The organism is Robertmurraya sp. DFI.2.37, from assembly GCF_029211245.1.
GTDB lineage: Bacteria > Bacillota > Bacilli > Bacillales > Cytobacillaceae > Robertmurraya > Robertmurraya methanolica_A.
In genome coordinates this window covers 24,390-51,388 of sequence record NZ_JARGEJ010000013.1, presented here as the reverse complement: position 1 = coordinate 51,388, position 26,999 = coordinate 24,390, and the positions used below count along the sequence as shown (strand labels likewise).

Sequence of the window (26,999 nt, the reverse complement as noted above, 5' to 3'; positions counted from 1 at the left end):
CCTTGTTACCTCAAACACAAACCATTGGCGTGTTTTTCAAGAGCGATTGCGTCGCCTTTCCACCTAATAAATGGGAAAGAACCTAAACATCTAAGTAGTTGCCATAGAATTTTTGACACTATCTCTTCATATGAACTCTTTTTTCGCTTCGCAATGCAGGCAGACACTTGAAAGGAACAATCATTCAAGATGATGAACAATACGTAATATATAATTGCTCATACTTATGGGAGATCGTTTCGATATCATATTGAGAAGACATCAAAAATCCTTGTTCGCCCATCCTTTCTCTTAAATTTTTATGCTTTGCTAGCTTCAACATAGCTTCAGCAAATTTATGAGGTTGATCTGGTTCGATTAGTACACCATTTTCTTTCACAATATCTGGAACACCACCAACGCGCGTTGCGATAACAGGAAGGCGCGCTCCCATTGCTTCTAGAATTGTCAGCGGCAGTCCTTCATACGATGAAGCCAATACAAAAATATCCGATGCTTTTAAAAGCTCTGGAATATTTTCAACATTGCCTAAAAAATCGACTCGTTCACTAATTTTTAATTGTTCAGAAAGCAACTTTAGCTGATTCATTAACGTTCCTTCACCAGCCAATACTAATCTTGTATTTTCCATTTCACTTTGAACAGCTGCAAAAGCTTTTAACAGCATTTTATGGTTTTTTTGCGGCGCTAACCTTGCTACACATACAAACTTAATGGTTTCAGCTTCTTGCCTCTTCTCTTCTTCCTTATAGTGATAGTGGCGAAGATCAACTGGATTATAAACAAGCGGAACCGCTGTTTCATGGAGGCTATAAAAACGACTTATTTCCTGTCTAATCGTGTCCGAAATAGAAACAGGAATGGCTTTTTTCAATTTAAACATCCCCCTTAAGACCATTCGATGGAGGGATGGCAATTCCTTAACTGGAAGGTTGTGAACAGTATGGAGTAATTTCTTACCGCGCATTAACGTCCAAGGTGCGGCGTACAAACAAGCACCAAGATGGCTGTGAACAATTTCAGTCTGATGCTCTTCTAACGCCCTCCACATTTTTCTAAACGTAAGTAAATTGAGCCCAATTCCTTTTTCAAGAAAAACAATCTTCACTCCAATCCGCTCAAGTTCCTGCTCAAACGTCGTTCCACTGCTTGAATAGAGACAGATAAATTGTAAATTGAAGCGGGATTTATTAATCGCTTTTGCCAACTGAAAGGCCATGCTTTCCGCACCGCCAGTTTGTAAAGATGGAATCACAATGGAGAGATTGATTTTAGTCAAGTGGTCTCACCATACTTTTTCTCTCTCTCAGGACTAAAAAGGCTTGAGACTGATACACTTTACGAAGTTTTTTCTTATAATTAACCAAATTATTAATAGCGCGGGATTTTTCCAGTACATTTTGCGAAAGACGATGGCGCAAACGATCATTTACAATAAGTTGACAAGCATACTCGACCAGTTCAGCATCCTCATCTGTATAAAAGCCATCTACTCCGTTTTGTATCAATTCCTTTATGCCATCTACTCCAGTAGAAACAACCGGGATCCCCAATGTCATCGCCTCTAAAATACACATCGGTGTTCCTTCTAGACGGGAGGTCATCAGCATAAATCGTGATGCTCGCAAATACGGAAAGGGATTTGATAAATATCCGGTAAAAGTAATATTATCCTGAAGATTTAATTTCTTGGTCAGTTCTTTCGCTTCCCCTAGTAAACTCCCCTTTCCAATAAGGACAAATCGAGCATCAGGAAGCTTTTTTACAATTTCACCGATTATTTTAATCAGCCTTTGCGGATTCTTCTGCCATGAGAATCTTCCTAAAAAAACACCATCATAACGCACAATTTCCTCATGTTCAGCCATTTTTTTGATCACTTTTTCATCAATCGCATTGTATAAAACAGATGATTTTTGCATTAAAGCTTTTGAAAAGACATATTCTGATCGAATGCTATTGGAAACGGTAAAAACATGACTAAATTTCGCTAAACAAAGCTGATACAAGAGCGACTTCACTGTAATTTTGGACATTTCGACAAATCTACAGTGGAGATGGGATATAATCATCACCTTTTTCGAATACTGAGAAGCAATCACACTCGCTCTAACGTCATGGGCGTGAATAATATCTGGCTTGTATTCATGAATGACCTTATTTAATTGTCCGGTAGTTAGACGCTCGAGTGGTATGTATTTAATCTTCTTCTGTTGAAGTGTCACCTTAATCGGACCATCGGGAGAACAATAGACCATATCAATCTCTCCCCTAAACAATCTCATAATCTGGCACACTACATTTTCTGCGCCAGAAAAACTATTACTTGAAAGTAAATGCAGCACTCGCATCATTCATTAATCACCTCTCCGAAGGTTGATGGAGTCTGTTCCCTATCCATTTGCAACAAGTCGAAATAGAGCGCAGCCATTTCCTTCTCAATTACTTGCAAAGAATACTTCTTCATGTATTGCATCCCTTTGTCGCCCATTTCTTTTCGAAGAAGGGGAGAATGATAGAGCACTTCAACATAGGAAGAACATTTCTCTACATCATCAATAGCTATTAAAAAACCAGTCTCTCCATCCTTCACTAAATCTCGGTTGCCTCGGCAATCCGTTGCTACAACCGGTAGCCCTACTGCCATGGCTTCCATGATATTAACAGGTAGTCCTTCTCTTTTGGAAGATGAAAGGGCAACATCTGAAAGCGAGAGAAGCTCGGCAATATCACTTCGATAGCCAAGAAAAAAAACATGCTGCCTAAGCCCATGTTTTTCTACAAGCATTCGATATTTTTCGCGCAGTAACCCATCACCTACAAGCAGAAGCTTGATTGTCGGAATTTTAGCTTTTAATTTATCGATCATCCGTATTAATAGATCTTGCTGTTTATTCTCATTAAGCTCCGCCACGAATATTAAGATAAAATCGTTTTCCGAGTAATGATATTGCGCTCTCAATTGACTTTTTTGCGTCTTTGTCGGCGGAGTAAATCTCTTTAAATCAAGGCCTACACCATTCACCAATCTCACCTGATTTGCCAAAAGCCTTTGCCCTAGTACATAGTCCTCGTTATTAATCGTGACCAAACAATCGGTATATCGGGAAAGCCATTTTTCAACTGGATAATAGATCGCCCAGTTCATCCACGGCGCTCCTCTGTATAAATGGAACCCGTGCGCTGTATAGACAACTGCTGTCCCTTCCTTTCTTTTTTCTTTCGCCGCCCACCTTGTTAACGCGCCCCCCATTGGTGTATGGCAATGGATAAGCGAATAATGCTGAGAGTGTATAAGCCTTTTTAATTGTTTATATGCCTGCCAATTTGACCAATTAAAAGGGGAGCGCTGAAAAGGGATATGAAACTTTTGATCACAAAATGGAATGGTCGTTTTGCCGCTACTAGCAATATGAACTTCAAATCCATTTTCTTTAAACCATTTAAGATACGGGAGATGAAAAGACCATATATGCTCATCTATCGTAGCCGTGAATAAAATTTTCCTCATATCATTTACTTCTCCTTGATTGATTAACGTAGTGATTTTCCCTCAATTTCCCGCTAAATAAAGCCAAAGATTTTCCTTCGCATCGGTTTCGCTTCTTCGGCTACGATATTTTGTCCACGTAAAAGCAGTTCTGCATTTTCCTTGTAATAAAAGATCGCATCCATGCCAAATTTTTTAGTCAGCGCTTCATACGCTTGCTGGAGAAAAAAGCCTCGAGAGCGCGTATTATGGGCATCCGATGCTATAAAATGAGTCCATTGATGCTCGATTAATTTTTCCGAGAAGCTCTTTATTTTTTTCCCAAACTGTCCAAGAATGCTTCCAGCGGTTAATTGCGTTAATGCTCCTTCTGCGAGCAAATCATATAGTAAATCCGGTTCTTCTACAATTTTTACATTTCGTTCAGGGTGCGGGATAATGGGCGTCATCCCCCGTAATCTTAATTCATAAACCACTTCATGAAGATAATTGGGGACATTCGTGCTAGGTAGCTCCAGTAATACATATTTTCCTTGATTATCAAGTGTTAACATTTCATCTTTTTCAATGGTTTCAAAAATCTCACGGTGAACTCTCAATTCTTGCCCTGGATGTAGCACCAATGGAATCTTCTCTTCGACCAGATAATTGGAATATTGACGTGTCATTTGCAAAATTTTATTTTTAGGATTTTCATAGCTTCCATTTAAATGATGGGGAGTAGCAAATAGATGAGTCACTCCCTGCTCCACAGCCATGTGAGCCATTTCTAAAAACTGTGAGATATGTGATGGACCATCATCAACATCCGGAATAATATGACAATGTAAATCTATCACTAATGAATGCCTCCCCGTTTTTTAGACTATCGACCATAATACTCATCCTTCATCGATTCCACGCCATTAACGACGACTCCTAAAATTTTTGATTTTGCTTTCACTAATAGCTCCTTCGCTTTCAAAGCACGGTCTTTTTGCGTTTTTCCACTTGCAATCACCAAAACGGTTCCGTCACACTTATTGGCAATAATTTGCGGATCTGCGACTACCAGCAACGGAGGCGTATCATAGATTACATAATCATAAAGGGTGTTTAATTCCTTCATTAAGTTCTCCATTGCTTTTGAATTTAATAGTTCTGACGGATTAGGTGGGATAGGACCACTATTTAAAATTTGAAGATTTCCGATATAGGAATTTGAAACTGCGCCATCAATGTCAATATCCTTCGTTAATATGCTTGTTAAACCGAACATATTGCTCAATTGGAAAGAATAGTGGATGCTAGGCTTCCTTAAATCTGCATCTACAAGTAATACTTTTTTTCCTTGCTGCGCAAGGACGATAGCTAAATTTGCCGCAGTTGTTGATTTCCCATCCCCTGGTTCAGAAGAGGTAATCATAATCGATTTTACTTCTTCATCTACTGATGCAAACAAAATATTCGTCCTAATTAATCGATATTGCTCAGAAATAACTTCTCTTGGGTAATTATAGGCAACTAACGGAATCCCGCTCTTTTTTTCCCTAACCCTTGACTTGCGACTCAATAATATCAACTCCCGTTCTCTTGGATTTAGCTCTTGGCCGCCCCTTTTTCTTCGGTATTTTCTGAATCGAGCCAAGCACAGGTAGCCCCAAATAGGCCTCAATTTCATCAACGCTTTCCAAAGAATTGTCCAAATATTCAATAAGGAGAGCTAAACCTACTCCCACCATCATGCCAAAAATGATTCCGATCGCGATATTAATAAGTGGTTTAGGACTAACTGGAATCGGATCTTCCTTTAATTCTGCCTTCGCCAATATATTTACATTATCCACATTCATAATGCTCTTTATATCTTGTTGAAATGTGTCTGAAATCGTATTCGCTATTCTCACTGCTCGTTCTGGTTTACTATCAGAAACTGTGATGGAAAATACTTGTGACTCCGCTTCACTGTTCACAACAATATTTCGATTTAACTCTTCTACATTTTGACTAAGTTTTAGCTTTTCAATCACTTTCTCCAAAATAACCGGGCTTTTAATAATTACGCTGTACGTATTAATTAATTCCACATTCCCTCGCATTTGCGAAGGATCAAATTGGGTAATTGTATCCTTCTGATTAACTAAAATTTGTGTAGATGCTTCATATTTAGGAGTGAGCAAAAAATAAGTTACAGTTCCGCTCACTACTCCCATTAAAAAAGTCAGAATGATAATCAATTTCCAGCGCTTTATCAATATTCCAAGAAGCTCCTTCATACTAATTGATTTCTCCATTGTAACCTCCAATTTAGTAGACAAACAGTCTAGTCTTACCTCCTTGATTAATTTAGAGGAACCTCATCTGCTATTTTGCCATTTAATAAATTCAACTAGGGTTTGATATTCACGAATATCATTCTTTTCAATCCCCAATTCCTTAAGCTCTTTCAGGAGAGCACTCCATTCTTGTTCTCTATATAAATGCGATTCTATATTTAAATCTGGTTCTATTAACATCATAAAATCCACATTTAAGACTTTGGCAATTCTCTGCAGCACTTCTACATAGGGGTTGTTATTAATATTGCGTTCAATATTGCTCAAGTATGACTTCGAAATATTCGACAACTCTGCTAACTCAGACAGGTTATAACCTCTTTTTTTCCGTATTTTTGCGATATTTTTCCCGATCATATTTTAACCTCTTTAAGATAAATTTAATTTAAAAAGTAGAACAGCACTTCATCAAACTAAAAGCTAGAGCATTGATTTTTTATACAATTAATCACTCTCATCTGTTCCTCTAAAGTCATACTCGTTCCCGAAGGCAAACAAAGTCCGTTTAAAAATAATTGCTCTGAAATGATATGATCTTGAACATGAGGATAAAATCTATTTCTATTAAAAAGGGGTTGCATATGGAGCGGCTTCCACACCGGCCTTGCTTCTATATTTTCATTCGTTAACACTTTAAGGAGGTGATCCCTGTTTTTTTCAACTGCATTTTGATCAATTAGGCAGACTGTTAGCCAGCGATTTGAACATGTGTTTTCTAACTCTGGCATAAATCGGATTCCTGGAAGTTGGCCAAGCTCTTGTTTGTACTTTGCAAAAATTTCTCGCTTCTTTTGTATACGCTTCTCCAATACCTCCATCTGTCCCCTGCCGATTCCTGCTAATACATTACTCAACCGATAATTGTAGCCCATTTCCTTATGCTGATAGTGACTGGCAGGCTCTCTTGCTTGAGTTGCCAAAAACCGCGCCTTTTCTAATGCCTCAACATTGTTGGATACAAGCATACCTCCTCCTGAAGTTGTAATAATTTTGTTGCCATTAAAGGAAAAAATGGCAAACTCACCAAAGCTCCCACTCATTTTTCCTTTATAAGATGAACCTAATGATTCTGCAGCATCTTCGATAATCGGAACTCCGTATTTGTAGCAAATCGCTGTCAATTCCTCCATCTTTGCTGATTGCCCATAAATATGAACAATGATGACAGCCTTTGGCAGCCTGCCTTCACGAAAAGCCTCAAATAAAGCTTGTTCTAAAGCTTGAGGCGACATATTCCACGTTTCTGGCTCAGAATCGATAAAAATAGGCGTAGCTCCTTGATATAAAATTGGATTTGCTGAAGCAACAAAGGTTAAGCTCGAACAAAACACCGTATCTCCGGCTTTTACATGTAATAAAGAAAGAGCCAAATGAAGCGCCGCAGTCCCTGAGCTTACAGCAACCGCTCCCTTTACTCCAACATACGCCGCTATCTCGTTTTCAAATTCATCTACGTTTTTCCCTAATGGCGCAACCCAATTGCTTTGGAACGCTTCAGTAATATATTTCCATTCTTCTCCACTCATATGGGGCGGAGATAAATGAATTCTCTTTTCTACCTTTGCGTTGAGCAAAGTGACTCCTCCCTTTCCTAATGATTTCATTTCTTACATTGACTTCGTTGATATTTTCTTATCAGCACTACCTTCAAAATCGATTTCATCAAGGCTTACATTTTCTGAGGAAATAACTTTTAAAAATGTCAGCAATAAAATGCGCAGATCCAGTAGAAGGCTACGGTTTTCCACATACCAGACATCAAGTTCAAACTTTTCTTCCCAAGTGATCGCATTTCTGCCATTAACTTGAGCCCATCCTGTTATCCCCGGCTTAACCAAATGTCTTTTCGCTTGTCTCTCAGAGTACAAAGGGAGATACTCCATTAGCAACGGTCTTGGACCAACAAGACTTACATCACCTTTTATCACATTGAATAGCTGCGGCAGTTCGTCAAGACTATACCTCCTGAGAAACATGCCAAACGGTGTAATTCTTTGCTGATCGGGCAGTAACTGGCCAGTCTGGTCTTTTTCATTACTCATGGAACGAAATTTATAGAGTTGAAACGGCTTTCCATTTAAACCGGGTCTTTGCTGCTTAAAAAGAATGGGTGTCCCTAACTTCCATCTAATAAAAAACGAGATCACTAGCATCAACGGAGCAGCAACAATCACTAGCGGTAATGTAATCAACAAATCGACTATTCTTTTCATCATTTCACTTCCATTATTTCTTCTACATTTCTTTCTAGCTTTTAACAAAAGTGATATTCGCAAAATATCATGCCTTTGTTACCTATTTTTCATAAACATAAGGTAAGGAGTCCTCTTGCTCCAATTCATTGAAGATTGAATATCCCCCTGGATTATTCGACTGCCATCTCCAGGCATCTTCGCACATCTCTCTTATTCCCCTCTCAGCAGACCAATGCAAAATTTGTTTAGCCTTATTCGGATTTGCATAGCAGATCGCTATGTCCCCTGGCCTAGGTTCAACAATTTGATAAGGAATTTCCACTCCTGAAACCGCTTGAAAAGCGAATACCAACTCGAGCACACTAAATCCCTTACCCGTGCCTAAATTGTATGCTTCTATCCCATTCCCTTTAATCGTTTGCGCCAACGCCTTAAGATGCCCTTTAGCTAAATCGACGACATGTATGTAGTCACGTATACCAGTCCCATCCACCGTAGGATATTGATTCCCAAAAACCTTCAAATAGGGTAACTTCCCTACTGCCACTTGTGAAATAGCCGGCATGATATTATTGGGAATACCATTAGGGTCTTCTCCAATTAGGCCACTTTCATGAGCACCTATTGGATTAAAATAGCGTAAAATTGAAATGCTCCATTCTTCGTCTGAACTACATAAATCCTGTAAAATTCCCTCAATCACCATTTTCGTTCGCCCGTACGGATTAACTGGCTTCAGTTTGAAGTTTTCCTTAATAGGAACTGAATCTGGAACACCATATACGGTAGCTGATGAACTGAATACCATCTTTTTCACATGATATTTTTTCATCAAATTACAAAGGATGATCGTTCCCGTCACATTGTTCTCATAATAGCGCAGTGGCACCTTAACAGAATCTCCCACTGCTTTTAAACCGGCAAAATGGATAACTGCATCGATTTCATTCTCCATAAACACAGCTTCTACTTGATGTTGAACAGTTAAATCCACCGTATATAATTTAATGTTCTTGCCAGTAATCATATAAATCCTTTCAAGGGCTGCCAAATGACTATTAGCAAAGTTATCGATGACAATGACATCGTATCCTTCATTTAAAAGCTCAACACATGTATGGCTCCCTATATAGCCGGCTCCACCTGTTACAAGAATGGCCAATTACCTTTCACCTCCAAATTAAAGAATATAAAAAAATGCTTGCGGCACGATCGGGACAATCAAAGTTCAAATGGTGGATAAATGAAAGAAAATTCCCAACATGCATCTAGAAAATACCAATAGTAGAAACTCGATGCAGAAACGAAAGCATCCATCCTAAAAAATAAAAAGTACTTTACCTAGTCATATTCCGATTAAGAATCAACTCAGGTTCAGTACTTTTTGTTTTTCTACCATAGATTGTATATAAGCAAAAACAGCATTTTTTAATTCATCCCGTTCTAATGCAAAATCGATCGTTGCCTTAACAAAACCCAACTTATCACCTAGGTCATAGCGCTTTCCTTCAAATTCATACGCTAAAACTTCTTTCTTTTCATTCAATAGATTAATAGCATCTGTTAATTGAATCTCTCCTCCAGCACCGGGCGGAAGCTCTGACAAAATCGCAAAAATATCCGGCTGAAGAATATATCTTCCCAAAATCGCATAATTGGAAGGCGCCTTTTTTATAGAAGGCTTTTCAACTAAATGGCCTACAGAAATAATGCGTCCATCTACATTTTTAGGATTAATAATCCCGTACTTATTAACTTCCTCACGTGCTACCTCTTGAACACCAACTACGGAGGTACTATAGCGCTCAAACACTTCCATTAGCTGCCGCAAACAAGGCTTTGGCCCGCGAACAATATCATCTCCTAAAAGCACAGCAAATGGTTCATTTCCAATAAATCGGCTCGCACAATTAATGGCATCCCCCAAACCTTTTGCTTCCTTTTGCCTAATATAGTGGATATTCGCCAAATTGGAAATTTCTTGAACTTCGGCAAGCATTTCATATTTATGTTTTTTTAGCAGTACTTCTTCCAGTTCATACGATTTATCAAAATGATCCTCAATAGCTCGTTTTCCACGCCCGGTGACAATAATAATATCCTCTATGCCTGAACGAATTGCTTCCTCCACAATATACTGGATCGTTGGTTTATCAACAACTGGAAGCATTTCTTTCGGTTGGGCCTTAGTCGCTGGTAAAAATCTCGTACCAAGCCCTGCAGCTGGAATAATCGCTTTTCTAATTCTCATCTCCATCCCACCTATCTATAATACTGCTAATTTTTTGCTGCTCTTTGCCTGCTCATTACTTAGCTCCAGCAATCGTGCCTTTAATGTAGTTTCGTCTAATAGCGGATATTCATTAATGAGTTGCATAATTGCCTCAACATTGTAATTTGTTGTTTTTCCCGTATAGATCTTTGGAAATACTTGAATCTCGTTATATTCATTTGGATTAAGTAATTCTTCATATAATTTCTCACCAGTCCTCATCCCAGTGAATTCGATCCCTATTTCCTCCACCGAGTTTCCCGATAGCTTAATTAAGTTCATCGCTAACTCGACAATTTTTACTGGTTCACCCATATCTAGTACAAAGATTTCGCCTCCATTTGCCAATGCTCCAGCCTGAATAACCAACCTAGACGCTTCTGGAATTGTCATAAAATAACGAACCATATCTGGGTGCGTAACGGTCACAGGTCCCCCTTGCTGGATTTGCCTTTTAAATAGGGGAATGACACTTCCTCTACTTCCTAAGACATTTCCAAATCGAACAGCAACAAATTTCGTCTCGCTTTCCAAATTGATGTTTTGAATAAGGATCTCTGCGAGACGCTTACTAGCCCCCATTACGCTTGTTGGATTAACTGCCTTGTCCGTTGAGATCATGACAAATTCATCGACATGACTCCATTTTGCTGCATTTGCCACATTCAATGTTCCAATGATATTGTTCTTCACGGCTTCTTCAGGATTACTTTCCATTAATGGAACATGTTTATGTGCAGCAGCATGATAGACTACATTCGGATGATGCTTACTCATTATCGTCAGCATTTTATCCCCGTCTTGAATATCTGCAATTTCCGCCACAAACTCTATCTCTTTATGTCTATACATTTCCTTCAATTCCATCATAATTGTGTAGATGCTATTTTCACCATGACCAAGTAAAATAAGCTTTTTAGGAGTGAATTTGCAAATCTGTCGGCAAATTTCGGATCCAATCGATCCTCCGGCGCCAGTGATTAATACGATTTTACCCATAATAAATTCGGATATTTTTTCCGTATCTAACTGTACCGGTTCTCTTCCTAATAAATCTTCTACTTGAACATCTCTAAAATGATTGACTGATACTTTTCCAGTCATGATGTCTTCTAATTTTGGGATCGTTTGCGTCTTTTTCCCCGTATTCACACATTCCTGAACAATTTTATTAAGCTCCCTTTTTCCGAGTGATGGGATTGCGATCACAATCGTTTCTACCGCCAAATGTTCCACTACTTTTTCAATTTTTTCCCTACCACCCAATACTGGAATTCCTAGTATATCAAGCTGGTGCTTTTTTTCATCATCATCTATAAATGCGACTGGCTTCAACTCACAATAATGATTATTTAGCAATTGTCTGGCCACCATTGTTCCTGCCGAACCTGCCCCAACAATAAGAGTGCGTTTTTTATCATCCACTTCCTGTTTATAAGAATTGTTAATGACCCGCCAGCAAAATCGCGAACCACCAATCAACAACGTATGAAGCATCCAGGTAACGACCAGCAATCGATAATCGATCGCTTGAAACATCATAAACTGTAAACAGGAAACGAAAAGAAATGTATTTGTAATCGTTTTAAAGACGATTATTAATTCACCAATGCTCGCATACATCCATGCTTTTTTATAAAGTTTGTATAAATAGCTAAAGAAATGATGGCTAACAAGTAAAATCACGATACTTAGCAAAAATGTTGTCGATCTATCATTAAGATTCGAATCGACTAAATGACTGCCTATAAAAAATGCCGTGATAACAATAATAGAGTCAGTAAAGAAAAAAACCGACAATCTTTTTCGATATTCCACCCCTATACCCCTTTCTCAGAAATGGCTATGTTAAACAAAATCTAATGAATAAATTTAACCGATTGCTTACATAAAGGAGTTTGCAATCGGCCAAACATCAACCACTTCGATCACTCACAGCCCAAAAACACTAAAGCACGGGGCACCTTCTGAACAATCGGAAAGCAGATTGTTCCTACGATGAAACTTTCCTTAGTGCTCCTCACCGTACAACCTTAAAAGGGCCTGTTCTTTCGACAAAGGAGACCTATCGTGCTAAGCACCGTAGATTCTCCTTATCGTAGGTTGTAAAAATCAATATACCGCCTTTTACTTGTACCTGAAGTTTGTAAGCTTTGGCTGCTTACGCTTCACGTAGATACACTCATTAAAAAGCGATTCATAACAATGATATTTATAATTTCCTTAACAAAAATCAGATTGGGCATCTAACCCATCCTCACATCACACTATCGACGACTCGCGTCTAAGGTTCATCTAACCCACAGCATGATCGAGTGCCTTCATTGATATTGGCAAGAAGACATCACCAAAATAGTTCTTTATAAAGAGCGAAATAATAAAAAAAATATGAACGAACGGAAAAAATAATGATTATTCTTAAAAAATCCTTGTTAAATCCGCTTCTTTCAATTCTTTATAACGAATAAATTCTATATAAAGAACTATAACACCTTTATAAGGAACGACACAAGTGTTTTTTGTGATCTTTTCCCATTCTTTAATAAAACTTTAACTTTGGAGGGAGAGAGCAGGAAAATTCGGCAAAATGGCAAAAATCACATAATATACACGAAATGTATTTTTTAAAACTACCCTTTTTCGACAATTCATAGTAACATGGAAAAATATGAATTGATTGAAGGAGATTTGTTTAACATGAACAAACAGGAACAATAGACATCAAAGCTTGGATTTATTTTAGCTGCTGCTGGGTCTGCAATTGGACTAGGAGCAATTTGGAAATTCCCATATGTAGCGGGAACCAATGGAGGCGCCGTTTTTTTCCTAATTTTTATTGTTTTTACCGTATTGATTGGAACGCCCATTTTAATTGCGGAATTTGTCATCGGCCGAAGTACACAAAAAGATGCGGTTAGCTCCTATCGTCAACTTGCTCCTGGATCGGCCTGGCAATTACTCGGATACTTAGGAGTAGTCGCTTCCATTATTTTATTATCCTTTTATAGTGTTGTTGGAGGATGGATTTTATCTTACTTATGGAGAAGTATAACAGGAGCATTTTCTGGATTATCGCCAACCGGATATGTTGACCTTTTTAACCATACAATTGGAAATACAACCGAAGTCATCATTGCCCAATTGATCTTTCTTCTCATTACAATCTGGGTCGTTCAAGGTGGCATTCAAAAGGGAATTGAAAAAGCGAATAAGTATTTAATGCCAGCATTATTTATTCTTTTTATCATTCTTGCGATTCGCTCGATCACCTTGGACGGAGCATTAGAGGGAGTCTCTTTCTTATTAAAACCGGACTTTAGCAGTGTTACTGGGGAGACATTCCTCCTTGCTTTAGGACAATCCTTTTTTGCTTTAAGCGTAGGGATATCTGTTATGGTCACATATGCTTCCTACTTAGCCAAAACTGAAAATATGATGAAGTCAGCATTTTCCGTTGTCGGCTTAAATATTTTGATTTCATTATTAGCTGGACTTGTTATCTTCCCAGCAGTATTTGCTCTTGGATTTGAGCCTGGGGAAGGACCAGGGCTTGTTTTTGTCGTTCTCCCAGCTGTCTTTAACGAGATTGCCTATGGCGGATTATTCTTAACGATTTTCTTAATTTTATTGCTGTTTGCGACCTTAACATCTGCTTTTTCCATTCTTGAGATTGTCGTAGCAGCAAGTGTCAAAAATGAAGCTGGCAAAAGAAAAAAGGCAACCTGGCTTGCTGGCATTCTCATCTTTATTGTTGGTGTACCAAGTGCGCTTTCTTTCGGTAGCCTGGCTGACATAAGCATTTTTAATAAAAGTATTTTTGATTTTGCCGATTTTCTAGTCAGTAACATCAGCTTACCGCTCGGTGCCTTCTTTATCTCATTATTCATCGGTTATCGCATGCCGAGACAAATGGTTAAAGAAGAGCTCAATCTTGGCACACACGGATTAGGTACTCTCTTTGATATATGGTACTTTACCATTCGTTACATTGTCCCTGTCGGCATCATTTTTGTCTTCTTAAATTCAATTGGAATCTTTTAAAGAATAGATGGCTATCAACTAAACTGGTAGCCATTTAAATTGGTTGTGTTAAACCATATGGTTGATCAGTTTTGGTTCATTTTAGCTCGGATTCGATCAAACGTGGAAGAAAACTTTCTCCTAGCGTTTCATCGAGTCCGAGCCATCTTTCAGCATAGCTTAAAAGGCTTGAGAAACCTTGTTTTCTCACGAAATGAGCCAATAATCAACAGAATCATATAACATAACGAATATGTTAAGAATTATTCACGAAAGAAAACAGTCGACCAACCTTTGGCATGATACACTATAAATAGATAGAAGTGTCATGGAAAGGATGGTGAAATTATGGGTTCCATCGGTGATAACATTAAGCTATACCGGGAAAGGGCCAATATGTCCCAAGAGGAGCTCGCAGTAAAAATTCGTGTTGGTACATCCAGAATTGAAAAATATGAAACTGGGCAGCACATTCCTACAAAAGCGACACTTTTGAAAATCTCAACTGTGCTGGACGTACCAGCAGCAGAACTACTACAAAATAATGATGAAATGAATGGTACAATGTTCGAGCAAGTATAATACCATTTCTTTTTTGGCGAAGCTCTCTCACCTTCTATGAGCAGCTTGAAAATAAGCATGCTTCATAATGTGATTAATGGCTCATCCTTTTTTTGCAAACTTAGGGGATGAGCTGACAATTAATTTCAACAAAAAATCAAACAAAGAACAGACCGAAATTTGGTCTGTTCTCTCGTTTTTTAGACTTCATCAACACAGAGCAAATCTAAATGATAAACAAATAACTCATAGATCTGGTCTTTTCCCAACCTCTTTGGTTCCAGCAACGCATGCATAGCAGTACCGTCTACTAACGAATATAATCTTTCCATTTCCATTTCTTTATTAAGATTTTTCCGCAATATCCTCTCTTGGTCCAGATAGAGAATTAAGTTACGAATCCCATCATAAATTCGATCCTGCTGTGCATCAAAACCTTCTTTATGTCTTGCATAAGCAACAAAAGAAAACCATACTTCCATTTCCGCCATCGATTCAGTATCTGTTGGGACAATCTCAAGCAGGATTTGTAAGACTTTTTCTTTTGGAGGTAATTCTTTCAGGGCTATTTTTTTAATTCGTTTTGTAACTCTTTCAATGACAAGATTCATAGCAAATTCTAGCAACTCATCTTGAGTAGAAAAATAATGACGTAAAGCACCTAATGAGAGACCAGCCTCTTTTGCTATATTCCTAACTGTCGCCCCTTCCATTCCCTGTTCTTGAATGACTCTCCATGAGGCTTCTGCAATTTGCTTTTTTCTTAATTCATGATCAACTATTTTTGGCATAACTCTATTGTATCAAAAAAACATCACTTTTATAATACGATTGTATTATTTTAATGATGATGCTATACTTTGTTTTAAATGATACAATTGTATTATAAAGGAGTGGCATCTTTGAGTACTGTTGGTTGGATGATCGTTTTTTGTGAGATCGCATTTTGGATTGTCATTATTCTTGGATTAGTAGCACGTTATATTTTTAAGCTAAAACGATTAGGGATGTTTTTTTTGGCTCTTACCCCACTAATTGATTTAATATTGTTGATCACAGCAGGCATTGATTTATATCGGGGTGCAGTCGCGTCCACAGCACATGGTATTGCTGCTGTTTATATAGGGGTCTCCATTGCATTTGGTAAAAGTATGATTGAATGGGCAGATCAACGCTTTCAATATTACGTAACTAAACAAGGGGAAAAACCAAAGAAACGATACGGAATGGATTATGCTAAGCATTATTTCAGAGGCTGGGTCAAACATTTAATCGCCTATATCATTGGGGCCGGCTTATTAGTAGGATTGATCTTTTGGATAGATACTCCTTCAAAAACAGAAGCGTTCAATGGGATTATCCAAATCTGGTCGATCGTTTTAGTTGTAGATCTTCTCATTGCCATTTCAAATTTTATTTGGCCTACAAAAGAAAAAGCTCCATCAGCGTAACAAACAATCTAACGAAGCTGTCCCAAAAGTATTTTGATACACACTTGGGAGAGCTTCGCCTTTTTATTCCCCCATTTAGTTTTAAACCTGAGGCGCTAAATCCAATGCTTTTGGATATATCGGCGATTATTTAAATATATCGGCGAAAATCGGATTATATCGGCGTTTTTTCAAATATATCAGCGAAAAAATCAATATATCGGCGAAACGCCAAAAATCGACAAAAAAAGAGACGCTAACATGACAGCATCTCAAAAAAATTTAAAATTCTCTCTCTAAAAAACGCTTCATTCTTTTAATGGATTCCTGTAATTGTTCCATTGAAGATGCATAAGAACATCGTATATGCCCCTCACCACTTTGACCAAATACATTTCCAGGTACAACAGCAACTTTTTCCTCCACTAATAATCTTTCAGCAAATTGTTCTGACGTGAGCCCTGTACGCTCAATAGATGGAAATGCATAAAAAGCTCCTCCTGGCGTATGGCATTCAAGACCAATCTCATTTAAAGACTGTACAAAATAATTTCTTCTTCTTCGGTAGCTTTTTCTCATCTCGTTTACATCTTCATTGCCATGTCTTAATGCTTCAATTGCGGCGAATTGAGCCATTGTCGGTGCGCACATCATCGCATATTGGTGAATTTTGAGCATTGCCTCAGTCAACTCCTTTGGAGCACAGACGAAGCCTAAACGCCACCCTGTCATTGCAAAGCCTTTCGAGAAACCAGAAATCAAGATCGTCCTCTCTCTCATCTCTTCAATTGCGGCAAAGCTAACAAATTTTTCATCATATGAAAGCTCTGCGTAAATCTCGTCAGCAATGATCACTAAATCATGTTTCTTCGCTACGGAAGCAATGGACTTGAGATCTTGCTCATTCAGCATTGTACCAGTAGGATTATTAGGGGAACAAAGAATGATCGCCTTCGTCCGATGCGTGATTACCTCCTCTAATTCTGCTGGTGTGACCTTAAAATCATTTTCCTTTTTCGTTTGCACAGTGACACCCTTGCCACCGGCCAAATTGACAAGTGGGATGTAGGAAACAAAGCTCGGTTCAATGACGATGACCTCATCTCCAGGATCAATGACTGCTCTTAATGCTATATCTAACGCTTGGCTAGCTCCCACCGTAACGATCATTTCATTACTTGCAGAGTACTGCAGACCAAAGCTATTCTCCATATAGGCAGCGATTTCTTCTCTTAATTCAAGCAAGCCTGCATTCGCTGTATACGATGTATAACCTTGCTCGAGAGAAAGGATGGCCGCTTCTCTGACAGACCAGGATGTCACAAAATCAGGTTCTCCAACACCAAGGGAAATCACGCCTTCCATTCCAGCCGCAAGATCGAAAAAACGGCGGATTCCTGAAGGTTTTAATTCTTCCACAGTTTTTGATAAATATGTTTTCGTTTGCTTCATTAAGGTGACACCACAATTCGTTTATCTTTTTCACCTTGTTCAAAAATGGTGCCATCATGCTTATATTTTTTCAAAATAAAATGGGTAGTGGTAGAGAGTACTGAATCTAATGTGGATAATTTTTGGGAAACAAAGTTTGCCACTTCATTCATCGATTTTCCTTCAACTATAACTGATAAATCATATGCGCCAGACATCAAATACAATGCCTTCACTTCTTTAAAACGATAAATTCTTTCTGCGATTTCATCAAAACCAACCCCACGTTTCGGAGTAACCTTGACATCGATCATCGCTGTAACTCCTTCATGTCCAGATATTTTTGACCAATCAACTATAGAAGAATACTGGACGATCACATTGCTTTCCTCTAATTTCTTGATTAATGCCTCAGCTTCATTTACACTGATATTTACCATTTTTGCGATATCCACAATTTTTGTTCGAGCATCTTGTTCAAGAATTTCTACAATTTCTAATTCTTTTTCAGTTAACTGCATCCATGACCCACCTTTAATTTCAAAATAGCTAGCAATTTACATTCGTACTCAAAATAATAAAAATTAAATACAAACGTCATAAAATAACTAAATTATAGCAAAATATCCATAAGTTGATCAATTTCAGATTGAAAATAGGTCTGCTATTTAACATGCAATCCATCGAGGAAATTTTACGATCTGAGAACTGGCAGTATGAGCAAAGCCATGCAGCACTATTACAGTAGAATGGAAGCACTACCTTTAAATTGGAAGGAGGAAATTTCAGTTGGAGAGCCCTCATTATAAAGGTCATCAGCAAATTAATGGAAATGACCTCTACTATGAATACTATAAAAACGAAGCCTCAACAATTACGCTCGTTTTAATACATGGATTCTTATCTTCGACTTTTAGCTTTCGCCGATTAATTCCATTGCTAAAAGAAGAGTATAATGTCATTTCTGTCGATCTTCCTCCCTTTGGAAATAGCGGAAAATCAACGCAATTTATTTATTCATATGAGAATATGGCTAAATCGATCATTGAACTTACAAAAAAATTGGGAGTAAAAGAATTTGTCGTTATCGGTCATTCCATGGGCGGCCAAATTTCTTTAAATATTGCCTATTTGCAACCCAATCTCGTCAAAAGAGCGATACTGCTCTGCAGTTCAGGATATTTAGAACGTTCAAAGCAATCCTTAATTTTAGCAAGTTACTTGCCATTCTTTCATTTAATTGTCAAAAGACATTTAGCCCGCTCTGGTGTATTGAAAAATCTCCAAAACGTTGTCTACAATCAATCTTTAATTGATGAAGAAATGTTCCATGGTTATATGAGGCCTTTTTTAGAGGATGATATTTTTAAAGGGCTGACTCGGTTAATTCGTCATCGGGAAGGTGATCTCCCGAAGGAAAAACTTCACCAAATTAACACTCCCTGTCTATTAATTTGGGGAGAGCAGGACAAAGTCGTTCCCCTTCAGATCGGCAAACGACTTCATCGCGATTTAAAGCATTCAAATTTAATTGTATTCGAGGAAACCGGACACTTAGTTCCTGAAGAACGACCAGCAGAAGTTTATCTACATATTAGAGATTTTATTGTGAATGATAAAGGTTCCATGCTTAAGACAAGTGAACATCAATGACCTTCATTTTATTGAACTTTTCGCTCGGGAGCAGTTCCGCAAACGAGCACTATTTTAGAGGTGTCCAAAAGGCACCTCTAAATAGAACAAGCTCCTTCATTTTTAATTGTAAGCAATGCTCGAGCGATTTTCTGACATTGTTCGAGCGGAATCAGCTCCTCAAAGGAAAACTCATAAATCGCTTGAATTTTTTCGGCAAGCTCCCCTTCATCATTAAGAGTATGAACCGCTGCAATCGAATCAGCAATTTCCGGATCATATGACTCTTCCCCGTAACCAATTGGATCCCAATCCTTTAGGATTTTAACTAGCTTAATGTTTGTTTCTATCATTTCCAAATCAATCACCTAAATATTATGTATTTGTTTTAAAGAGACAATCTCAATTAGTTTCTATTTTACGGTTAATATTCTATCATAAGAGTAATGAACTTAATATTTATTGAAACGGGGTGCCGCAATGGGAATTTATGACTTTCATAAGAAAATTGATCGCCTTAACACAGCCTCTGTTAAATGGGGGATGAATCGCGTTGTTTTTGGAACAGAAGAAGTTCTACCAATGTGGGTAGCAGATATGGACTTTGAACCACCACTTGAGGTCACAGAGGCCTTAAAAAATAGATTAGACCATGGAATTTACGGCTATACCTATGTTCCTGACAGCGTCTCACAAACTATTCAAGCTTGGGTAAAAAAACGTCATGATTGGGAAATTGACCATTCAGCGATTCTTTATAGCCCAGGTGTTGTGCCATCGATTGGAATTGCTATTCAAGCACTTACGGACCGTGGCGATAAAGTGATGCTTCAATCTCCAGTTTATACGCCTTTTTTCAATATGATTGATAATAATGAACGAGTTGTCGTCAATTCTCCTTTAAAATGGAAGAATAATCGCTATGAAATTGATTTTGCCGACTTTGAAGAAAAGCTCAAAGAAGGAGTGAAACTGTTTCTACTCTGTAATCCCCATAATCCAAGTGGACGTGCTTGGAATAAGGATGAATTAACAAGAATAGCAGAGCTTTGTATTCAATATAACTGTTATATTTTATCCGATGAAATCCATTCTGATCTTATGTTTAAACCAAATAAGCATCTACCAATTGCCTCATTGGACGAGAGGTACAAAGAACAGATTATCACTTGTATCGCACCAAGCAAAACGTTTAATTTAGCTGGTTTGCAAGCATCAGCTGCGATTATTCCAAACAAAGAAATCCGCGATCGCTTTAAAAATGTACAAAATAAGCTTGGATTTTTCAGTTTAAATACTTTTGGAATTACCGCAATGGAAGCAGCTTATAAATATGGTGATGTTTGGTTAGAGGAGCTTTTAGCTTATTTGCAGAATAACGTCACAACAGCAACGAGCTTCATTGAAAAGGAATTACCAAATCTTACTGTCATGCAGCCTGACGGAACTTACCTACTATGGATCGATTGCCGCAAGCTTGGTCTGTCAGACGAAGAACTAAAAGAACGCCTCATCAAAAAAGGAAAACTCGGACTTGAGCCTGGACCAAAATATGGGCATGGCGGAGAAGGTTTCGTGCGAATGAACATAGCTTGTACACACGACACTCTAGTTGAAGGATTGACACGTTTGAAAACAGCTTTCACTTAAATTGAGATAAGAGGTCTCAATCAATTTAAAGCACCATAAAAGGAAGCTAACCTCAGCATTGAGGTTAGCTTCCTTTTATTCTTCATTCTTTCTTATCTTCTTGTGAATACTGAAGCATTTTTTCCTCAAGAGCTTTCGTTTTTTCCTCTTCTTGTTTCGACTTTTTCATGATAAACCGCATCGTCAATATAGCCGCAATAAGAAAAATGGCAGATGTGATCGCCGCCGGGATATACTCTGTTTTATCCTCAGGAAAATATAAAAAGAGCGATAAAATCGTCCAGTCAAACATGACATACTTCCTCTCTGATCCAGTTTTTCACCCATCCTCTTCCATTCAAATATTATAGCAGTTCAGTTCCTGTCACACCATCATTTCAGATTAATTCGCAACAAATTGTCCCAGTACTACTACTGTAAAACGGATACTTTCTTGATTAAGACATCCTCATTAGGTTTTCCTTGAGAGCCAGCAGGTACAGATGCTATTTTATCAACCACATCCATTCCTTCAATTACCTGTCCAAACACAGTATGTGCCTGATCTAACCAAGGTGTGCCCCCATTTGCCTTATACGCTTCTATTATTTTCTGTGGATAGTTTGCTTTTTCCAAATCTTTTACTTGATTCTCATCAACATGTTTGCGTTGAACAATGAAAAACTGACTTGAATTCGTATTTTTCACCCCCATATTGGCCATCGATAACGCACCGCGCAAGTTATAAAGCTGCGGTGATATTTCATCTTCAAAAAACTCACCATAAATGCTTTCACCACCTGCGCCTGTACCAAGCGGATCTCCACCTTGAATCATAAAATCATTCAAAATGCGTTGAAAAGTAAGGCCATCGTAATAGCCATTTTCGCTATGAGTGATAAAGTTCTCTACTGTTTTTGGCGCCTGTTCCGGGAACAACTTGATTTTAATTATCCCCATAGATGTTTCCAGCTCCACTAGACGCTCTCCAGGAAGAACCTCTGTTGTCAACTGTGGAAAAGTTTCATTTTCTTTCTCAACACCTTCATCTTGCCCACTTTTTAATAAATAAAAATAAGTTCCAAACAAGAGAACGGCTACTAGAACAATAACTAGATAATGCCCTTTCTTCATTGAATTCCCTCCATACAAAATATCTATCTATTGATGCTTTTAGCACAAATATTGTGATATTGACTTCATTCCGTCATAATTATGATAAATCATTGTTAAACCATTTGGAAAGGAGCAAGTATATGACTGAACTCAAAATTGGCGATTCCGTGACAGCCTTTTATAAAACAGGGAAGTATATTGGAGAAATCACCGATATTCGTGGGGATAAATATTTAGTGAGGGTATTAGCAGTAGCTAAGCACCCAATGCAGGGAGATATCCATTCAGGCAAGGAGATAGACGTGCCGTTATTCCATGAACGGCGTGCGCTTGCCTATAGGGAGCAAGCCAATATACCTATAAAAATGGTCAAACCTTATGCTGGAGAAATACCAGAATATGTTACGTCTTTAAAAGAAGCCGTTACGAAGATGAAGGAAGAATTACAAGCTGAAGATTCTTTATGGGCTCAAAAAAGTATAAAAAATCTTGAAGTTCTTGAAAAGGACTATTTCAAATGAAATTTTCCTCCTTTTAGGAAGCATATGTTTATAAGCCAAATCTTTTATGAGCGATTTGGCTTATTATGCGAGATTATTAAAAAGTTTTGAGAAATCAACTCTGTCACCAATTGTTGTTGGTTCATGTTTCTTTAAATACCTCTTGTCCTTCTCAACTAATTTAAAAATATGGTAGGTTGTAAGTGCGTCATCCAAAGCTCTATGATGCTTTCCAACCCCTTCCTTTCCGTATTCCTCAACCGCTTTCCACAAACCTGTTTGATTCTGATCACCGAAGAAGCGTTTATATTCCATCGATAAGTCAATTTCTTGTCCCTTCAATGGAAATGAATAGCTCCCTTTTTGACAACTATTGCGAAAAACTTTCATGTCCATATTTCCCCAAGTAACAATCGTATTTTTTTTAGAATCAGCAGTAATCTCTTCAAATTTCTTCACTAATTCTGCAAACGGAATTCCTGCGTCGACTTGTTCCTGCGAAATACCTAAAAAGGATTTGCACCGTTCAGATAAAATTGGGAATCGCTCTGGTAAAACATAGGAAGAATACTCTTCATATACTTGGTTTCCTCGAACAGCTACAATTCCCACCTCGATAATTTCCGGATAAAATCCCTTATATTTTACACTGCGCTCAGGCATTGTAAATTCAAAATCAATAAACAAATATTGATGATCGACCACATATTTCCCCTGCCTTTCGCATATGATTATCTTTTTATTATAGCATTTTTCGAATCTAGTTTTTTAACTTTTCTGTAAAAAGGAGACTCTTTTCGATAACATTTTTATTATCCCTATCCTCATACAATGATTTTATTCTGTACGATAACGAATTAGGCTAAAGTTTTAAAACATCTCTTTACATCTTTTCTACAGAAGCTTGTTCTTAGATTGTACATTCGATAAAGATGACATATAATGATGTAAGTCCTAGAATTTGGAACTTGAATATAAAAAATCCGACGTTTTTGAAAAGGAATGGATTAACATGGTGCGAATGTTCACCGGCTATTTTTTCATAATATTGCTCTTGCCTTTTTTTATTTTTCTTATCATGCTTGTTACCACTGAGGCAGGGCAGGTTCAAAGCTTCCATCACATATTAGATGAGCGCATTAATATTGCTGAAACCCAATTAACGCAAACTAGCTATATTAAAGATCGTAATAATGAAATCGTTTCGGAAATCTATAAGCCGATGAATCGAATCTACATAAGCTCTGAACGCATACCTGAGTTCACTAAAAATTTATTTATTCTATCAGAAGATCAGCATTTTTATGAACATCCTGGCTTTGATTTAACGGCTATGGGAAGGGCGTTAGCTGTCAATATTTCAGCCAATGAGATTGAAGAAGGCGCAAGCACAATTACGCAACAGCTTGCACGGAATTTATACTTAAATTATGAGCAATCCTACAATCGCAAGCTGAGTGAAGTTTTATATGCCTATCAACTTGAACGCACTTATTCGAAGGATGCCATTTTAGAGCTTTACTTAAATACTGTCTATTTTCAAAATGGTGCCTATGGCATTGAAGCTGCTGCCAATACCTATTTTCAAAAAAAGACGGAAGAGTTAACTGCCGCAGAGCAAGCCTTTTTAGCTTCCATCCCAAACAATCCATCACTCTACAATCCTATTAAACATTTTGATCGGACAAAAGCACGACAAGAACGATTAATAGATTTGATGGAACGAGAAGGGGTAATCAACAATGAAGAAGCGGTTGCAATGAAAGCAGAATCGATCGAGATTCAATTGCGCAGTAGAACAGATTTATACCCTGATTATATTACCTATGTAGAAGCTGAATTAAAAGAACTGATCTCAACTACAGAAGGCTTCCAAAGTAAGCTCGAACAAGCAGATCCTAGCCAGCAGGAGAAACTAAAGCGAGATTTAAAGTTAAGAGTGGAGGAAGTGCTTGCCTCAGGTGTCATCATCGAGACTGCATTAGATCCGACTGTCCAAAAAAAGGCTATCCAAGCTGTAAAAAGCAATCTCCCTTATAAAGATATTGAAGGCTCTGCCACTGTTATTGATCACCATGCACATGAAGTCATTGCCCTTGTTGGCGGAAAAAATTATCAAAAATACGATTTTAATCGGGCATTCCAAGCTTATCGACAACCGGGCTCAGCAATTAAGCCACTTCTTGTATACGCACCTTATATCAATCAAACGAACGCTTCACTTGATGAAATGATCAGTGCTGACGACTTTTGCGTGAAAGGCTATTGCCCGAAAAATTATGGCGGCGGAACATATGGAAAAGTTTCATTAGAACAGGCGCTTATGCGCTCTTACAATACACCAGCGGTGCGGATTTTAAATAAAACCGGCATTGAAAACGCCTTCCAGGACTTGAATAAATTCCAGTTTAAACGGATTACAGAAGAAGATTATCGCTTACCGTCAGCGATTGGCGGATTTACTTATGGAATGACTCCCTTAGAATTAACAAATGCCTATACTGTCTTTGCGACGGAGGGGTTTTTTCAACCAGCGAGAGCGATCAGACAGGTTACTGATTTAAATGGAAACGTCCTTTATCACTGGGAAGACACACCCGTTCAAGTATGGAATCTCACAACGATAACGAAAATGCGAACGGCCTTAAATAAGGTTGTCACATCCGGTACAGGCAAAAAAGCCAATTTTCAAAGTTCATATATTGGAGGAAAAACAGGTACAACCAATGATTATTATGACTTTTGGTTCATTGGATTAACCGATACAGCAACGGCTGGTGTCTGGATTGGGAAGGATACTCCCTCCGATATCAAATATGTAGAAGCGACAGCACCTCATCAACGTATTTGGAAAGAAATCGTTTCTGGAATAAAGTAAAAGGAAGAGGTTACACCAATATATTTTGGTAGAACCTCTTCCTTTTTATTAATCCACTTCTTATGCTTCCATTCTTTTCTTTTTGTCTCTCATCGCCATAGGGATATACACACAATATGGCTCACTCTCGAGATAATCGCCCGTCACTGCATAGGTTCTAGAACGCGATCCTCCGCAAACAAAGCGATACTCACACACTCCACACTTTCCTTTATACAAATCGGGATTGCGAAGCTCCTTAAGTACTGGAGATTCTCGATAAATTTCCTTTAACGGCTTCTCTCTCACATTCCCAACTTTTATTGGAAGAAGCCCACTTGGAAGGACATCTCCCACATGAGAGATAAAGATAAAGCCATTGCCATCATTTACTCCTTTTGGTGCTCTCTTTAAGCCATCAATTACAGAAGCATGGTCAGTTGTAATTGTATCTTCATAACGAATATCTGCCCCATCAATTTTATGCTCTCTTGCTTTTTGCTGTAGCACCACTCTCCGATAATGCTGCGCTGCCGTTGTTTTTATATCAAATGGTGCCGTTTTACTTAGCTCGTACAACCATTTAAACACTTTCTCATGCTCAGCAGGGGTAATACATGCATCCTCCTGGCCTCTTCCTGTAGGAACGAGGAGAAAAATATACCACATAATCGCTTTAAGTTCCTTCACTAACTCGACCATTTGTTCTAAGTGTTCATAATTGTAACGGGAAATAACTGTATTAATTTGCAGCGGCATATTCAACTCATTCAAGTACTTGATTTTTTCCAAAGTTAAGTCAAAAGAGCCTGGAGTTCCTCTAAAATGATCGTGGATTTCTGGAGTAGGACCATCTAAACTGAATCCCCATCTTGAAAGTCCGACGTTCTTCGCTCTTTCCATCTTTTCCTTCGTTACATTTGCTGTGGCACTTGGAGTCATGGAAACTCGCATTCCTTTTTTCACCGCATAGTCGGCTAATTCAAAAAGATCCTCTCTCATCATACAGTCTCCACCTGTAAATACGAGCATCGGATTATTCATTTCATAAATTTGATCAATAAGTTTGATTCCCTCTTCATGGGTAAGCTCATTTGGATGCGGTTTTGTTTGTGCATCCGCGCGGCAATGTACACATTTTAGCTGACAGGCTCTTGTAACCTCCCAGATTGCAATAAATGGATTTTCATTATAATCTATCGTTTTCCCCATTCCATGGGGATGTCCTTTCCCGTGCGGGTGTCCTGTTCCGTGCATATTCTTCACCTGATTTCCTATTGTATTTTATACTTTGTATTTAATTATAAAGATTATAAATAGGACCAAGCAGTTACTTTTGTCACACCTAAGAAATCGCAAAACGTGAAATAAATCGAACCGTAACTTTTTTGTCATAAGCTTTATTAAACAATATTGTTGATTAAACGATTTTTGGCACATTTCATATGAAACCTTAGGCTCACACGTCTTTCAATTATACTGAAAGGGCTTCTAAGTCCATGAAGCGATGTGAGAAAACGAGCCAAAAAGCAGAATCGACATTTAACAAAA

Annotated in this window: 26 protein-coding genes and 1 pseudogene; 7 read left to right on the top strand and 20 right to left on the bottom strand. The window is 38.1% G+C overall.

The window, feature by feature from the left end; all coding sequences use genetic code 11:
- Positions 1-184 precede the first annotated feature (184 nt).
- The 12 genes from PZE06_RS09470 to PZE06_RS09415 all read right to left on the bottom strand — a co-directional run bounded on the left by PZE06_RS09470 (position 185) and on the right by PZE06_RS09415 (position 12,090).
- On the bottom strand, positions 185-1,279 hold the full coding sequence (locus PZE06_RS09470; RefSeq protein WP_150915446.1) for a glycosyltransferase: 1,095 nt from the start codon (positions 1,277-1,279) through the stop codon (positions 185-187).
- The gene (locus PZE06_RS09465; RefSeq protein ID WP_150915445.1) at positions 1,272-2,354 is read right to left on the bottom strand and encodes a glycosyltransferase; all 1,083 of its coding nucleotides are present in this window, start codon (positions 2,352-2,354) and stop codon (positions 1,272-1,274) included. Before PZE06_RS09465 ends, PZE06_RS09470 begins: the two co-directional genes overlap by 8 nt.
- On the bottom strand, positions 2,351-3,511 hold the full coding sequence (locus PZE06_RS09460) for a glycosyltransferase family 4 protein (protein ID WP_150915444.1): 1,161 nt from the start codon (positions 3,509-3,511) through the stop codon (positions 2,351-2,353). Before PZE06_RS09460 ends, PZE06_RS09465 begins: the two co-directional genes overlap by 4 nt.
- Before the next feature lie 53 nt (positions 3,512-3,564).
- The gene (locus tag PZE06_RS09455; RefSeq protein WP_150915443.1) at positions 3,565-4,329 is read right to left on the bottom strand and encodes a tyrosine-protein phosphatase; all 765 of its coding nucleotides are present in this window, start codon (positions 4,327-4,329) and stop codon (positions 3,565-3,567) included.
- Between the two features lie 26 nt (positions 4,330-4,355).
- Positions 4,356-5,042, bottom strand: coding sequence for a CpsD/CapB family tyrosine-protein kinase (locus PZE06_RS09450; RefSeq protein WP_275791672.1), 687 nt, complete (start codon positions 5,040-5,042; stop codon positions 4,356-4,358).
- Complete coding sequence (locus PZE06_RS09445) at positions 5,020-5,763, bottom strand: YveK family protein (protein WP_225310658.1); 744 nt, start codon at positions 5,761-5,763, stop codon at positions 5,020-5,022. The genes PZE06_RS09450 and PZE06_RS09445 overlap by 23 nt, the downstream gene beginning before the upstream one ends.
- A gap of 63 nt (positions 5,764-5,826) precedes the next feature.
- Positions 5,827-6,162 carry a helix-turn-helix domain-containing protein gene (locus PZE06_RS09440; protein WP_150915441.1) on the bottom strand — a complete coding sequence of 112 codons (336 nt, stop codon included), beginning with the start codon at positions 6,160-6,162 and terminating at the stop codon, positions 5,827-5,829.
- A gap of 56 nt (positions 6,163-6,218) precedes the next feature.
- Positions 6,219-7,379 (bottom strand): aminotransferase class I/II-fold pyridoxal phosphate-dependent enzyme, encoded by a 1,161-nt coding sequence (locus PZE06_RS09435; RefSeq protein ID WP_275791671.1) that lies wholly within the window; start codon positions 7,377-7,379, stop codon positions 6,219-6,221.
- Positions 7,380-7,412: 33 nt separating this feature from the next.
- The gene (locus tag PZE06_RS09430; RefSeq protein ID WP_150915491.1) at positions 7,413-8,018 is read right to left on the bottom strand and encodes a sugar transferase; all 606 of its coding nucleotides are present in this window, start codon (positions 8,016-8,018) and stop codon (positions 7,413-7,415) included.
- Between the two features lie 82 nt (positions 8,019-8,100).
- On the bottom strand, positions 8,101-9,162 hold the full coding sequence (galE, locus tag PZE06_RS09425) for a UDP-glucose 4-epimerase GalE (protein WP_150915439.1): 1,062 nt from the start codon (positions 9,160-9,162) through the stop codon (positions 8,101-8,103).
- Between the two features lie 201 nt (positions 9,163-9,363).
- Entirely contained in the window at positions 9,364-10,251 is an 888-nt protein-coding gene (galU, locus tag PZE06_RS09420; protein ID WP_150915438.1) for a UTP--glucose-1-phosphate uridylyltransferase GalU, read from the bottom strand.
- Between the two features lie 15 nt (positions 10,252-10,266).
- Entirely contained in the window at positions 10,267-12,090 is a 1,824-nt protein-coding gene (locus tag PZE06_RS09415; protein WP_150915437.1) for a polysaccharide biosynthesis protein, read from the bottom strand.
- A 900-nt stretch (positions 12,091-12,990) separates the two neighbouring features.
- Here PZE06_RS09415 and PZE06_RS09410 point away from each other — a divergent pair.
- Together PZE06_RS09410 and PZE06_RS09405 are read left to right on the top strand one after the other, a co-directional pair.
- A pseudogene (locus PZE06_RS09410) lies at positions 12,991-14,313 on the top strand (sodium-dependent transporter); the annotation flags it as partial.
- A gap of 327 nt (positions 14,314-14,640) precedes the next feature.
- The gene (locus PZE06_RS09405; protein ID WP_095311238.1) at positions 14,641-14,874 is read left to right on the top strand and encodes a helix-turn-helix domain-containing protein; all 234 of its coding nucleotides are present in this window, start codon (positions 14,641-14,643) and stop codon (positions 14,872-14,874) included.
- Between the two features lie 179 nt (positions 14,875-15,053).
- On the opposite strand, the gene PZE06_RS09400 is transcribed toward PZE06_RS09405, so the two are convergent.
- A complete protein-coding gene (locus PZE06_RS09400) occupies positions 15,054-15,644 on the bottom strand; it encodes a TetR/AcrR family transcriptional regulator (RefSeq protein WP_150915436.1) in 591 nt (196 codons plus the stop codon).
- Positions 15,645-15,755: 111 nt separating this feature from the next.
- On the opposite strand from PZE06_RS09400, the gene PZE06_RS09395 reads away from it, so the two are divergent.
- Entirely contained in the window at positions 15,756-16,304 is a 549-nt protein-coding gene (locus tag PZE06_RS09395; protein WP_150915435.1) for a hypothetical protein, read from the top strand.
- Positions 16,305-16,565: 261 nt separating this feature from the next.
- On the opposite strand, the gene PZE06_RS09390 is transcribed toward PZE06_RS09395, so the two are convergent.
- Complete coding sequence (locus PZE06_RS09390; RefSeq protein ID WP_150915434.1) at positions 16,566-17,735, bottom strand: aminotransferase; 1,170 nt, start codon at positions 17,733-17,735, stop codon at positions 16,566-16,568.
- Positions 17,735-18,235 (bottom strand): Lrp/AsnC family transcriptional regulator, encoded by a 501-nt coding sequence (locus PZE06_RS09385; protein WP_150915433.1) that lies wholly within the window; start codon positions 18,233-18,235, stop codon positions 17,735-17,737. Before PZE06_RS09385 ends, PZE06_RS09390 begins: the two co-directional genes overlap by 1 nt.
- A gap of 268 nt (positions 18,236-18,503) precedes the next feature.
- Here PZE06_RS09385 and PZE06_RS09380 point away from each other — a divergent pair, with 268 nt between their 5' ends.
- Positions 18,504-19,367: an alpha/beta fold hydrolase gene (locus tag PZE06_RS09380; RefSeq protein WP_150915432.1), complete on the top strand. Its 864-nt coding sequence runs from the start codon at positions 18,504-18,506 to the stop codon at positions 19,365-19,367.
- A 77-nt stretch (positions 19,368-19,444) separates the two neighbouring features.
- Here PZE06_RS09380 and PZE06_RS09375 read toward each other — a convergent pair whose 3' ends face one another.
- Complete coding sequence (locus PZE06_RS09375; RefSeq protein ID WP_191963203.1) at positions 19,445-19,699, bottom strand: DUF1871 family protein; 255 nt, start codon at positions 19,697-19,699, stop codon at positions 19,445-19,447.
- A gap of 127 nt (positions 19,700-19,826) precedes the next feature.
- Here PZE06_RS09375 and PZE06_RS09370 point away from each other — a divergent pair, with 127 nt between their 5' ends.
- Entirely contained in the window at positions 19,827-20,996 is a 1,170-nt protein-coding gene (locus PZE06_RS09370; protein ID WP_150915430.1) for a MalY/PatB family protein, read from the top strand.
- 82 nt (positions 20,997-21,078) lie between these two features.
- Here PZE06_RS09370 and PZE06_RS09365 read toward each other — a convergent pair whose 3' ends face one another.
- Both PZE06_RS09365 and PZE06_RS09360 read right to left on the bottom strand, forming a co-directional pair.
- Entirely contained in the window at positions 21,079-21,288 is a 210-nt protein-coding gene (locus PZE06_RS09365) for a hypothetical protein (protein WP_150915429.1), read from the bottom strand.
- A 119-nt stretch (positions 21,289-21,407) separates the two neighbouring features.
- Positions 21,408-22,109: a peptidylprolyl isomerase gene (locus PZE06_RS09360; protein WP_150915428.1), complete on the bottom strand. Its 702-nt coding sequence runs from the start codon at positions 22,107-22,109 to the stop codon at positions 21,408-21,410.
- A gap of 122 nt (positions 22,110-22,231) precedes the next feature.
- Between PZE06_RS09360 and kapB the strand changes: the two genes are divergently transcribed.
- Entirely contained in the window at positions 22,232-22,612 is a 381-nt protein-coding gene (kapB, locus tag PZE06_RS09355; protein ID WP_150915427.1) for a kinase-associated lipoprotein KapB, read from the top strand.
- Positions 22,613-22,675: 63 nt separating this feature from the next.
- Here the strand turns inward: kapB and kapD are convergent, their stop codons facing one another.
- A complete protein-coding gene (gene kapD, locus PZE06_RS09350; RefSeq protein ID WP_150915426.1) occupies positions 22,676-23,296 on the bottom strand; it encodes a 3'-5' exonuclease KapD in 621 nt (206 codons plus the stop codon).
- A 307-nt stretch (positions 23,297-23,603) separates the two neighbouring features.
- Between kapD and PZE06_RS09345 the strand changes: the two genes are divergently transcribed.
- The gene (locus PZE06_RS09345) at positions 23,604-25,469 is read left to right on the top strand and encodes a transglycosylase domain-containing protein (protein WP_191963202.1); all 1,866 of its coding nucleotides are present in this window, start codon (positions 23,604-23,606) and stop codon (positions 25,467-25,469) included.
- 60 nt (positions 25,470-25,529) lie between these two features.
- On the opposite strand, the gene PZE06_RS09340 is transcribed toward PZE06_RS09345, so the two are convergent.
- Entirely contained in the window at positions 25,530-26,705 is a 1,176-nt protein-coding gene (locus PZE06_RS09340; RefSeq protein WP_150915425.1) for a TIGR04053 family radical SAM/SPASM domain-containing protein, read from the bottom strand.
- Positions 26,706-26,999 lie beyond the last annotated feature (294 nt).

What these genes read in the sequence shown, in the direction of transcription:
- PZE06_RS09390 (WP_150915434.1), bottom strand. Translation starts at nt 17,735, where the DNA reads ATGAAGCAAACGAAAACATATTTATCAAAAACTGTGGAAGAATTAAAA.
- PZE06_RS09460 (WP_150915444.1), bottom strand. Translation starts at nt 3,511, where the DNA reads ATGAGGAAAATTTTATTCACGGCTACGATAGATGAGCATATATGGTCT.
- PZE06_RS09440 (WP_150915441.1), bottom strand. Translation starts at nt 6,162, where the DNA reads ATGATCGGGAAAAATATCGCAAAAATACGGAAAAAAAGAGGTTATAAC.
- PZE06_RS09465 (WP_150915445.1), bottom strand. Translation starts at nt 2,354, where the DNA reads ATGATGCGAGTGCTGCATTTACTTTCAAGTAATAGTTTTTCTGGCGCA.
- PZE06_RS09385 (WP_150915433.1), bottom strand. Translation starts at nt 18,235, where the DNA reads ATGCAGTTAACTGAAAAAGAATTAGAAATTGTAGAAATTCTTGAACAA.
- PZE06_RS09375 (WP_191963203.1), bottom strand. Translation starts at nt 19,699, where the DNA reads ATGATAGAAACAAACATTAAGCTAGTTAAAATCCTAAAGGATTGGGAT.
- PZE06_RS09400 (WP_150915436.1), bottom strand. Translation starts at nt 15,644, where the DNA reads ATGCCAAAAATAGTTGATCATGAATTAAGAAAAAAGCAAATTGCAGAA.
- PZE06_RS09365 (WP_150915429.1), bottom strand. Translation starts at nt 21,288, where the DNA reads ATGTTTGACTGGACGATTTTATCGCTCTTTTTATATTTTCCTGAGGAT.
- kapB (WP_150915427.1), top strand. Translation starts at nt 22,232, where the DNA reads ATGACTGAACTCAAAATTGGCGATTCCGTGACAGCCTTTTATAAAACA.
- PZE06_RS09370 (WP_150915430.1), top strand. Translation starts at nt 19,827, where the DNA reads ATGGGAATTTATGACTTTCATAAGAAAATTGATCGCCTTAACACAGCC.
- PZE06_RS09340 (WP_150915425.1), bottom strand. Translation starts at nt 26,705, where the DNA reads ATGCACGGAACAGGACACCCGCACGGGAAAGGACATCCCCATGGAATG.
- PZE06_RS09430 (WP_150915491.1), bottom strand. Translation starts at nt 8,018, where the DNA reads ATGAAAAGAATAGTCGATTTGTTGATTACATTACCGCTAGTGATTGTT.
- PZE06_RS09360 (WP_150915428.1), bottom strand. Translation starts at nt 22,109, where the DNA reads ATGAAGAAAGGGCATTATCTAGTTATTGTTCTAGTAGCCGTTCTCTTG.
- PZE06_RS09405 (WP_095311238.1), top strand. Translation starts at nt 14,641, where the DNA reads ATGGGTTCCATCGGTGATAACATTAAGCTATACCGGGAAAGGGCCAAT.
- PZE06_RS09445 (WP_225310658.1), bottom strand. Translation starts at nt 5,763, where the DNA reads ATGGAGAAATCAATTAGTATGAAGGAGCTTCTTGGAATATTGATAAAG.
- galU (WP_150915438.1), bottom strand. Translation starts at nt 10,251, where the DNA reads ATGAGAATTAGAAAAGCGATTATTCCAGCTGCAGGGCTTGGTACGAGA.
- PZE06_RS09345 (WP_191963202.1), top strand. Translation starts at nt 23,604, where the DNA reads ATGGTGCGAATGTTCACCGGCTATTTTTTCATAATATTGCTCTTGCCT.